Genomic DNA, 10,449 nt, shown 5'->3' on the forward strand with positions numbered 1-10,449 from the left:
TCCCGGCCCTTCAGATCACCCTTGAATAGCGCGGTTGCAGCAGCTGTTCGCGCGGCTGATGCAGGTAGGCATCGAACTGCATGGCCACGACGCGCACCAGCAGACGACCTTGGGGCGTGACGCGAACCTGCAGCCCTTGCGGGCCTTCGCGCACGACCAGTCCCGCTTCCTCAAGCGGCTTGAGACGCTGCAGATCCTGGGCGAAGGTCGAGGCGGCGTCTACCTTGAAGGTGTCGGCAAGGGCGGCGAGGTCGAGGTGGAAGTCGCACATCAAGCGCTGGATAGCGGTGCGGCGCATGTGGTCTTCGGGGGTGAGGTGCACGCCGCGCGCCGTGGGCAGTTTGTTGAACGCCAGCATCTCGGTGTATTCGTCGATGGTCTTGGCGTTTTGCGCGTAGCAGTTGCCGACGTTGGAGATGCTCGAGACGCCGAAGGCCAGGAGATCGAGTTCGGCCTGGGTGGAGTAGCCCTGGAAATTGCGGTGCAGCTTGCCCTCGCGCTGGGCGCGGGCGAGCTCGTCGTTGGGCTTGGCGAAATGATCCATGCCGATATAGACATAGCCTGCCTCCTCCAGCCGCTTGATAGCCAGGCCGAGCAGGCCGAGCTTGACCTCGGGGCTGGGCAGGTCTTCGGCGTTGATGCGGCGCTGCGGCTTGAAGATATGGGGCAGATGCGCGTAGCTGTAGAGCGAAAGCCGGTCGGGCGAAAGCTCCATGACCTGGTCGAGCGTGCGGGCGAACGAATCGAGATTCTGGAAAGGCAGGCCGTAGATCAGATCGAGGCTGATGGAGCCGAAACCGTGGGCGCGTGCGGCGTCGATGACCAGACGGGTTTCCTCGACACTCTGGATGCGGTTGACCGCCTGCTGCACTTCGGGGGCAAAGTCTTGCACGCCGACGCTCATGCGGTTGAAGCCGAGCTGGGCCAGATGCGCCACGCGCTTCTCGTCCACCTTGCGCGGGTCGATCTCGATGGAGAATTCGCCGCCAGGCCGCAGCTCGAAATGTTCGCGCGTCATGGCCATGAGCCGCGCGGCCTCCTCGTCGTTCAGGAAGGTGGGCGTGCCGCCGCCCCAGTGCAGCTGTGTCACCGGCAGGCGGGTCTGCAGCACCCCGGCGATCAGTTCGAGCTCGCGCTGAACGCTGTCGAGATAGGGGGCCGAGCGGCCATGATTCTTGGTGGGAATCTTGTTGCAGCCGCAGTAATAGCACAGCGTTTCGCAGAACGGGATGTGGAAATACAGCGACACGGGCTCTTCCGGGCGCTGGGCGCGCCGCCGCAGTTCCTCGACGTAGTCGCGCGGACCGAAACCCGAGTGCATACGGTCGGCCGTGGGGTAGGAGGTGTAGCGGGGGCCGGAGATGTCGAAACGCTGGAGCAGCTCGGGCTGGAAGTCGAGAGATTGATTCATCATAATGATTGAATGTTTGCTCAAAGGCGACGCAGTGGTCTTGATCTGACGCAAGGAATGGCGTGGTCGGAACACCCTTGCTGCAACGCAAAAACAACAGCGGCTGCCCGGAAGTGGCCCGGTAGGCCCGGAAGTCAGGGGCGAATGGACTATCCTGCGACGCGCATCTTCCGTTGGCCTCGCGCAATACCCATGCAGACAGCAACCCCATCCGCGACTGAGCACAAATCCAGCATGGCGGCCCTGAGTCTCGGCGCTCTGGGCGTGGTGTACGGCGACATCGGCACCAGCCCGCTGTACGCCTTCCAGACGGCGTTCAGCCCCGACCACGGCGTGCCTTACAGCGCGGACAACATTCTGGGCGTGCTGTCGCTGATCTTCTGGGCGCTGACCCTGATCGTGCTGGTGAAGTATGTGCTGCTGGTGCTGCGTGCCGACAATGACGGCGAGGGCGGCATCCTTGCCCTCATGGCACTGGTGATGCGGCGCTATGCCAAGGGCACGCGAGGGCGCACTGTGGCCATCACCCTGGGGCTGATCGGCGCGTCGATGTTTTACGGCGACAGCGTCATCACCCCGGCGATTTCGGTGCTCTCGGCCATCGAGGGCCTGGGCGTGGCCACGCCGGTGTTCAACGACTGGATCGTGCCGATCACGGCGGGCATTCTGGTGGGGCTGTTCGTGGTGCAGAAGCACGGCACGGCCGTGGTCGGACGGTTTTTCGGCCCGGTCATGCTGCTCTGGTTCACCGCCATTGGCGTGTTGGGCTTGGCGCAGATCGTGCACAACCCCACGGTGCTGCTGGCCATCAATCCTTACTACGGCGCCGAGCTGTTCGTGCGCGAGCCTACGGTGGCGCTGATTCTGCTGGGCGCGGTGTTCCTGGTGCTCACCGGCGGCGAGGCGCTGTATGCCGACATGGGGCATTTCGGCCGCAAGCCCATTCAAATCGCCTGGATCGGCCTGGTCATGCCCGGCCTGGTGCTCAATTATTTCGGCCAGGGCGCGCTGGTGCTGGCGCACCCGGAGGCGACCAAGAACCCCTTCTTCTATCTGGCGCCGCAATGGGCGCTGTGGCCGCTGCTGGCGCTGGCCACGGCCGCCACCATCATCGCCTCGCAGGCGGTGATCTCCGGCGCCTACTCCATCACCACGCAGGCGATCAAGCTGGGCTATCTGCCGCGCATGCGGGTGCTGTTCACCAACGAGAGCAATCAGGGGCAGATCTACGTGCCCTTCATCAACTGGTTGCTGATGATTTTCGTGCTGCTGCTGGTGCTGAGCTTCAAGACCGCGGAGAACCTCGCCGCGGCCTACGGCATCGCGGTGAACATCACCATGATCGTCACCACCGCGTTCTGCTGGATGATCGCCCAGCATCGCTGGGGCTGGAGCGCGGCGCGGGCCAATGCGGTGTTCGGGCTGTTCATGCTGATCGATCTGGCCTTTCTGTCGTCCAACGCGCTGAAGGTCGATCACGGTGGCTGGTTCCCGCTGCTGTTCGGCGCGGTGGTCTACACCCTGCTGGCGACGTGGAAGCGCGGCCGTACCCTGCTGCGTCGCCAGCTCGAAGAGCATGCACTGAATCTGCAGGATTTCGTCTCCAGCCTGTCCACTTACCCCCCCACCCGCGTCGAGGGCACGGCCATCTACCTCACCCCCAGCGCCACCACTGTGCCGCACGCGCTACTGCACAACCTCAAGCACAACAAGGTGCTGCATGAGCGGGTGATCTTTCTGTCGGCGCAGACCATGGACGTGCCGCACGTCAGCCCCGACGTCGGGCTGAAGCTCACGCCGATGGAGGAGGGTATCTATCTGCTCCACGTGGAACTGGGCTTTCAGGACGAGCCCGACATCCAGCGTCTGCTCAAGGAGTGCGAGCGGCTTTACGGCCTGGAATTCCAGCTCATGGAAACCTCCTTCTTCCTGGCGCGGCAGACCATCATTCCGTCCAAGTTGCCGGGCATGGCGCTGTGGCGCGAGGTGCTGTTCTCGTGGATGAGCCGCAACGCGCAGGAGGCCTCGGACTACTTCCGCATCCCGCCCAACCGCGTGGTCGAACTCGGTACGCAGGTGGAAATCTGAGCTGCGTTGTGCGGTATTTCACGGCTTGGTGATGCCCTTGAGGGCTGCCGCCCTTGTGCGGCGCCGCCAGTGTGCCGATGATGCGGGCATGGTTGATGCTTCAACCCCACTGACCCGCACCAGGAGGACACCATGCTTGCCGTAGCCGCCTACAAAACCGTGTTCGATGTCAGCGCCGTGGAACGCAAGCTCCAGGGTATGGGGCCGGATGCCAACGAGCATCTGCGCGGCACCTACCAGCGCATGCTGGCCACCGGCGGAGATCGACTTGCGATCAAGCCGCAGGACGCGCCCGAGATGGACCAGCTCTGCGCCGAGCTGCCCAACTTCGGCGCCCCGCTGCGCGACATCCAGCGCAGTCTGGCGCTGTGCGCCGACAGCCGCGACCCGGTGGAGATCATGCCCATGTTGCTGCTGGGCGACCCCGGCATCGGCAAGACGCACTTCGCCCGTCGGGTTTCGGCGCTGCTCGGCACCACCTGCGCGGTGGCGCCGATGAATGCCCTCACTGCGGGGTGGATACTGTCGGGCGCCTCATCGCAATGGAAGAACTCGCGCCCCGGCAAAGTGTTCGACACCCTCGTGGGCGGTGAATACGCCAACCCGGTGCTGGTGATCGACGAGATCGACAAGGCCGCGGGCCACGCCCAGTACGACCCGCTCGGCGCGCTCTACAGCCTGCTCGAAGCCGACACCGCGCGTACTTTCACCGACGAGTTCGCCGAAGTGCCGATCGACTGCAGCAGCGTGATCTGGATCGCCACCGCGAACGACGCCAGCGGCATCCCCGAGCCCATCCTCAACCGGCTCAACGTTTACGACATCGCCGCGCCCGATGCCGAAGGCACGCGCAACATCGCCGTCAACCTGTACCGCGAGATCCGCAACGCCCACGACTGGGGCGCAGCCTTCCCCGAGCAACCCGACGACGACGTGCTCGATGTGTTGCAGCAGTGCAAGCCGCGCGAGCTGCGCCGACTGCTGCTGGGCGCTTTCGGCGCTGCCAAGCTCGACAAGCGCACGGCGCTGCAACCCAGGGATCTCGACTTCGAGCGTCTGCGGCGTCAGGCGCGCATCGGCTTCATGCACTGAGCAAGGGCAAGACGACGCGCCGGAGCTTCTCTGGCGTCCATGCCGGATGCGGGTCGTTCCAGCCGTCGTAGGCCAGGCGTCCGGCGCGATCGATGGCAAAGCTCACCGGAATGCGCCAGATGCGGCCATACGCGCCGAACCATGGGCTGGGCAACAGCCCCACCGGGAACGACAAGGTCTCGGCCACCGTGCGCACCTGCGCCAGCCGGTCCGGCCCGTCCAGGCAAAAGCCCAGCACGCGCAGCCCTTGTGCTGCGTGGGCCGCAGCAAAGCGCGACAGAATGGGCAGTTCCTCGCGGCACGGATCGCACCAGGTCGCCCAGAAGGTGAGGATCACCACCTGCCCGCGCATGTCGGCGGTGGACAAGGTCTGGCCGTCCAGGGTGTGCAGCACCGCGACCGGGGCGGGCTGGCCGATCGCCATGCCATCCGCCCAGGCAGCGCGTGCGCCCAGGCCAGCCGCGGCCAGACCCAGCAGCGCACCGCGCCGCAGCAGCCGGCGTCGGCTCAGTGCGGGCAGGTCAGGGGTGTTCACACCTCAGTGCTTCATGCCCTGCATGTGGTCCATGTCCATCCCCTTCATGTCTCCGGGCCCGGATGCGGTGGGCTTGCGCACCTCGAACTCGGCGGTCACCGTTTGACCGTCCGAGAACTTGAGCGTGACGGGCACCTTCTGCCCCGGTTCGATGCCTGGCTTGGGCTGCATCAGCATGATGTGATAGTCACCCGGGGTGAACGCCATGCTCTTGTGCGGGGCGATGGGAATGGCATCGACATGCACCATGTTCGACATGCCGTTCTTGTTCACCGTCTGGTGCAGCATGACCATGCCGTATTTCGGGCTGGAGGCGCCGACGAGCTTGACCTCCTTGTCGGTGTCATTGGTCACCTTGGCGTAGCCGCCGGCGGGCAGATTGGCCGGAAGCCAGCGAATCCAGGCATCCGTGACCTGGATGCCCGCGGCAAAGGCCGAGCCGAGCAGCCCCAGGCTGAGCGCGCCTGCGGCAAGACCGCGCAGCGCTGCGCGGGAGAGGGAAGCATGTGAACGCATCGTGAACTCCTGTTGAAGGTGGAACAAATCAGAGCTTAAAACGCCGTACTGATTCCCAGGCTGGCGGTCCAGTGCGGGAAGAGTTGATAGCCGTCGAGCTGGCTGTACACCGGCAACTGCACGAAACCATAAGCCTGCCAGCCCTTGTCCACGGTTACAGACAGGCCGGGGCTGAGGTACGCCACGGTGCCCGCGGTGTCGGTGGTATCGGCCAGAGCGCCCTGGTCATGGCTCTTGCGGGTGAGGTTCACCTGCAGTTGCGGCACCCAGTCCGGGTGCGCCTCGTAGCGTACGCCGAAGCTCAGGCTGGCGAGATTGCCGGGGCGGTAGTCGGCGCCGGGCGAGTCGAGCTTGTGCGCCACCGCGGACTGAAACTGGCCGTTGACGAAGCCGTCGAAGTCCTGGCTTAGGGGCTGGTAGTAGTAAGCGCCGACGATCAGATCGGTGCTGCCCGTGCCCGGCTGCAGGCTGGTGTCCACCAGTTGTCCGGCGCTCGGCCCGCTGGAAAACGCAATGGGGTCGCGGCCAACGGTGCCGGTGCCGTCGGCATTCGGCCCGCCGTAGCGGCCGGTAGGCAGCTTCACACCGAGCTGAACGCCCAGGTTGTGTGTGGGCAGCAGACCTTGAAAGCTGCCGATGAGCTTGATGTCGCCCAGCCCTCGCAGCGTGGCGCCGCTGAGGTTGTCTGCCGTGAGCTGGTCCGGCGTGGCCGCGCCGTAGGTGCTGTGGCTGCGGTCGATGTAGGGAATCTGCAGGTTGAGCGACCAGTCGGAGTTGGGGCTGTAGCTCAGTCCCAGCGTGGTGTAGCGGTTGATGGTGTCGTGTTCGACCTCCTGGTTTGCCGCCGGGTTGAGCGCGGCCACGCTCGAGGCCGATACGCTGCCCGTGCCGCTGCGCAACTGGCTCTGGTTGATGTAGTCATACTGCAGGTTCACCCGCCAGCCCGAGGCGGCGGAATAGCCCATGGCGGCGTCGGTACTCAGGCTGCAGCCACAGGTGGCACAGGCCTGAGCCGTGAGGGGAAGGCAGAGGGCGCCGAGCGCCCAGGTCAGGGTAAGCAGCGCGCGCGGGGAAAGGCGCGAGCATGTGCGCAAATGAGGGCGCATGAATGATGCTCCAGTCGGTTCGGATCGCCCGCGGTCGCGGGCGGGGGCGCAACGCCATAGGCGAGCACGGCGCCGCGAGATCGAACGGATCAGGAGACTTGGGGTGGAGCCCGCGGCTGCAGCGGGCTGGGCCGTGGCGCCGCGTAGTGGGGCGCCGATGGTTGCGGCAACAGCCGCCGTGCGGGCGGCGAGGCGAACGCCAGGGTTGGTCCGGGCGCCGCGGGCATGGCCCACTGCGCCCCGGCGGCGTTCAAGGCGGCTGCGGGATTGAGCAAGACCCGCAGGTGATGCGCATGCCCGCCGACGCTTGCCTGCGCTGCGGGCGAGGCATGCTGTACCGACGCAGCGCCGGTCGTGCAATACGGCAGCGACACCCATTGCGCCGCAGGTTGCCACGCCCACGCCAGAGGCTGCAAGGCCAAGGCCAGCACCACCAGCCAGATCAGGCGGGGAAGCCGCAGGGCGAACGGACGAGGGGTGGCGCGCATGAGCCAGGATATTACTCAGACGGCCGAGATTTGCGTTGCAATAAAACGTTTCGCTTGCAGCCGTGGTAATCGGCCGCCAGTCCAGGGGGTGACGTGGCCTCGCCCGGACACGACACAAGCCCGTTCAGCCGGAGATGTGCAACATCAAGCCGACCACGGTCAGGACGTCGGCCGACGGCTCCTGCACCTCACACCCGCGTCCAGCGGCTTGTGCCGCAATACCTGGGCGCCGGCGAGCAGCGGCGCTGTCGAGCTGCCGCCGGTCAGCCCGATGATGACGGAAAACAGCTCGGCAGCGATCCAGCCGGTAAGCAGCTTCACGGCCAGTTATTCAGGGCGGCGTGGTTGCGCGTCGTCGATGATCTGGGCGCCGAGGGAAATTTCCAGGAAGCCGTGGACCATCGCCCGGCCGCTTTCATGGCGTCAAGATGAAAGCGGAACCCAGAGTGAAGCACTCATGGTGGGCCAGATTTCTGGTCTGATTTTTGCTTAAAAGGATGCGTGTTGTCATAGGCTTCATGCAAGCCCCGCGGAATGATGTCGAGCGGCTTGGGAGCTGTCCTCGAGAAATCATTCGCCATGAAAATCGCGATTTGCTTTTTTGGAATCACTCGGTCCTTGCGGCACACGTTCGAGTCCATTTCTTCAAATGTATTGAAGCCCTGCCGCGATGTTGGCGACACCGAGAATTTCTGTCACTTTTTTCAACTTGGCGATATCAATAATCCGAGATCCGGGGAGCGTGGCGAACTGGATAGAAACGAATACAAGTTGTTGTCCCCAGATTGGCTCCAACTGGATGAGCCGGATCAATGCTTGGAAAATTATCCCATCGATCGTATTTTCCATTATGGTGATTATTGGGGCGACGATTTCAAATCGCTTAGAAATTTGCTGCATCAACTGCATTCAATCAAAACGGTCACGCAGGCCGTCCAATCGCATGATTTTGATCTGGTGATTTTTGCCCGCCCCGATCTTTTGTACCATGATTCAATTCGTCGCCCTCTCCTTCGAGTGGTGCAATCGAGAAATGAAAACGAAGTCTGCGTTCCGGATTGGCAGCACTGGGAGGGTGGGCTCAATGATCGGTTTGCAATATGCAAGGGTGCAGACGCCATCCACGCCTACGGTTGTCGCGTAGATGAGGCACTCTCTTATTGCGAAGAGTATGACGCACCCTTGCATGCCGAAAAGTTATTGAAATTCGCTTTGGATAAAATGCGGATTCCAATCAGCACGATGACCACCAAGGCCAGTCGGGTGCGGTTTGACGGCACGATGAAAGAAGAGGTCTTCTGGTCTGGCAGCAGGCGACTGGAAAGGCTGCGACGCTTGTTTTCGCAGTACTGTCCCCCAATGAATAGTTCGCAGGGTGTTGAACTCACAGCCAAAGCGTCGAACGACGCGCGGGCTTTGAATTGAACCTCGGGGTTGTGCGCTGTTTTCATGCCCCGACCGCCCCTTTGGGGGTTGCCTCCCGCTGCCCGCATGCTGGTGCAGACTTGGTTTGAACCCAGATTGTTCATTAGCAAGCCGTTGAAAAAGTGCTCTTCGAACGCATCAGGGGCGCTGATTTCGAAGAAACGAGCCGCCCAGAGGCGGCTGTGCAGCGTTGCGACGTGCATTTCGGCCTGTTTGCAGGCCATCTCGCCCATTTCGGGCGCACGTATCCCAGGACTCACGCATGATGCGCGTCCCACCAGCCGCCGAGGCTGCCCATGCGCACCAGGTTGTAGGTGGCAAAGCACAGCAGCGCCTGGCTCGTGAGCTTGGCCTGACCGATCAGTTTGGTCTTGGCCAAGCCGCCCACCGTCTTGATCCAGCCAAAGGCCTCCTCGATGCGTTTGCGCACCTTCAGACTGGTCTTGTAGCCCTCGTGCCGCTGGATGCGACCATCGACTGCCGAGTGCTTGTCCTTGGCCGCTACGTGCGGCGTGACTTTGAGTTGGCGGCAACCCTTGATGAAGGCCTTGCTGTCATAGCCCTTGTCGGCCCCGACTGTGGCCCGCTTGTTTCTGCTGCCCCGCCGTTTGAGCATCGCCAGCGCCGCCTCGCGCTCGGCCGTGCCGCTGGCGTGGGTGATCTCAACGTCCACGATCAACCCGTTGCGGTTCTCCATGAGGATGTGCCCCATGTGGTACAGGCGAGACTTGTCGCCCTGGCTCTTCTTGAACAGGCGGGCATCGGCGTCGGTGGTGCTGGCGTGGGTGTCGTTGCAGCGCTCCTGCCCTTTGAAGTCCACCTCGGGGTTGCGCCCCGGCGGGCTGGCGCTGTCATCGTCCTTGCGCTTGAAGCTCTTGTGCGAGGCCCAGGCCTCAATGAGCGTGCCGTCCACGCTGAAGTGTTCGTCGCTGGCGAGCCGACCCCACTGGGCGCTGAGCTTGACGCGCTCGAAGAAGGCGCGAGCGAGGTCTTCATTGAACAGTCGTTCGCGGTTGGCGCTGAAGGTGGAGTGGTCCCAGACCTTCTCTTCGATGTTCAGGCCCACGAACCAGCGGTAGAGCAGGTTGTAGTTGACCGCCTCGACCAGCTGGCGTTCGCTGCGGATGGAGAACAGGATCTGCAGCAGCAAGGCCTTGAGCAGCATCTCCGGCGGCACCGAGGGGCGGCCGCGGCGGGCATAGGCCGCTTCGAACTCGCTGCTCATCGTCGTCAGCAGCGCATCGACCACGGCACGCAACTTGCGCAGCGGGTGTGCCTGCGGAACTCGCTCTTCAAGGCTGATGTAGCTGAACATCGTCCCCTGGAAGTCTTGGTTGCCTCTCATCGTGCTCGTCTGCGTCGTTCTCGGATGGCTGCAGATCGTAGTGGCCGACGCAGGCACCGGCGGGGGATTTTTCAACGGCCTGTTAGGCGGCGCTTCGCACCTGCACACGGGCATTGGGGTCGCGTCCCGCGACGTGGTGTAGGTCCACAGCCCGGATAGGCTGAGCTACACGGTACTCAGCGTGCCACAGCGGACAGCCGAGCCGGGGCAGTATCGCAGAGCGACTGGAGGCCTTCAAGCTGCATGTATCGACGGTTCAGCGACCCCTCGTCGTTCTGCTCCAGCATCATGGCACCGACCAGGCGGGTGATGGCCCCATCGTTGGGGAAGATGCCCACGACGTGGGTGCGGCGCTTGATGTCGGCGTTCAGGCGCTCGAGCGGGTTGGTCGAGTCGGTCTGCGGCCAGTGCGCCTTCGGGAAGGTCATGAAGGCCAGCACGTC

The 10,449-nt window shown here is 63.7% G+C and carries 11 protein-coding genes; 3 read left to right on the forward strand and 8 right to left on the reverse strand.

Annotation, left to right across the window (positions count from 1 at the left end):
* Window positions 1–10: 10 nt before the first annotated feature.
* On the reverse strand, window positions 11–1,414 hold the full coding sequence (hemN, locus tag ASC45_RS14415; protein ID WP_055451730.1) for an oxygen-independent coproporphyrinogen III oxidase: 1,404 nt from the start codon (window positions 1,412–1,414) through the stop codon (window positions 11–13).
* A 189-nt stretch (window positions 1,415–1,603) separates the two neighbouring features.
* Between hemN and ASC45_RS14420 the strand changes: the two genes are divergently transcribed.
* Complete coding sequence (locus ASC45_RS14420; RefSeq protein ID WP_055451731.1) at window positions 1,604–3,499, forward strand: potassium transporter Kup; 1,896 nt, start codon at window positions 1,604–1,606, stop codon at window positions 3,497–3,499.
* A 132-nt stretch (window positions 3,500–3,631) separates the two neighbouring features.
* Window positions 3,632–4,591: an AAA family ATPase gene (locus tag ASC45_RS14425; RefSeq protein WP_055451732.1), complete on the forward strand. Its 960-nt coding sequence runs from the start codon at window positions 3,632–3,634 to the stop codon at window positions 4,589–4,591.
* On the opposite strand, the gene ASC45_RS14430 is transcribed toward ASC45_RS14425, so the two are convergent.
* The 5 genes from ASC45_RS14430 to ASC45_RS15805 all read right to left on the reverse strand — a co-directional run bounded on the left by ASC45_RS14430 (window position 4,581) and on the right by ASC45_RS15805 (window position 7,557).
* Window positions 4,581–5,111, reverse strand: a complete 531-nt coding sequence (locus ASC45_RS14430; RefSeq protein WP_072243086.1) for a TlpA disulfide reductase family protein — start codon at window positions 5,109–5,111, stop codon at window positions 4,581–4,583. The genes ASC45_RS14425 and ASC45_RS14430 overlap by 11 nt on opposite strands.
* Before the next feature lie 18 nt (window positions 5,112–5,129).
* Window positions 5,130–5,642 carry a copper chaperone PCu(A)C gene (locus ASC45_RS14435; RefSeq protein ID WP_055451733.1) on the reverse strand — a complete coding sequence of 171 codons (513 nt, stop codon included), beginning with the start codon at window positions 5,640–5,642 and terminating at the stop codon, window positions 5,130–5,132.
* A gap of 35 nt (window positions 5,643–5,677) precedes the next feature.
* A complete protein-coding gene (locus ASC45_RS14440; RefSeq protein ID WP_245610077.1) occupies window positions 5,678–6,748 on the reverse strand; it encodes a transporter family protein in 1,071 nt (356 codons plus the stop codon).
* An 89-nt stretch (window positions 6,749–6,837) separates the two neighbouring features.
* Window positions 6,838–7,236: a hypothetical protein gene (locus ASC45_RS14445; RefSeq protein ID WP_055451734.1), complete on the reverse strand. Its 399-nt coding sequence runs from the start codon at window positions 7,234–7,236 to the stop codon at window positions 6,838–6,840.
* Between the two features lie 159 nt (window positions 7,237–7,395).
* Complete coding sequence (locus tag ASC45_RS15805; RefSeq protein ID WP_156346985.1) at window positions 7,396–7,557, reverse strand: hypothetical protein; 162 nt, start codon at window positions 7,555–7,557, stop codon at window positions 7,396–7,398.
* A gap of 258 nt (window positions 7,558–7,815) precedes the next feature.
* Here ASC45_RS15805 and ASC45_RS15810 point away from each other — a divergent pair, with 258 nt between their 5' ends.
* Window positions 7,816–8,661 (forward strand): hypothetical protein, encoded by an 846-nt coding sequence (locus tag ASC45_RS15810; protein ID WP_141655809.1) that lies wholly within the window; start codon window positions 7,816–7,818, stop codon window positions 8,659–8,661.
* Between the two features lie 256 nt (window positions 8,662–8,917).
* On the opposite strand, the gene ASC45_RS14460 is transcribed toward ASC45_RS15810, so the two are convergent.
* Window positions 8,918–10,006 (reverse strand): IS5 family transposase, encoded by a 1,089-nt coding sequence (locus ASC45_RS14460; RefSeq protein ID WP_055451737.1) that lies wholly within the window; start codon window positions 10,004–10,006, stop codon window positions 8,918–8,920.
* A 176-nt stretch (window positions 10,007–10,182) separates the two neighbouring features.
* A partial coding sequence (locus ASC45_RS14465; protein WP_174514729.1) for a transposase occupies window positions 10,183–10,449 on the reverse strand: 267 nt, incomplete at its 5' end.

This window comes from Thiomonas bhubaneswarensis (assembly GCF_001418255.1).
Classification (GTDB): Bacteria; Pseudomonadota; Gammaproteobacteria; order Burkholderiales; family Burkholderiaceae_C; genus Thiomonas; species Thiomonas bhubaneswarensis.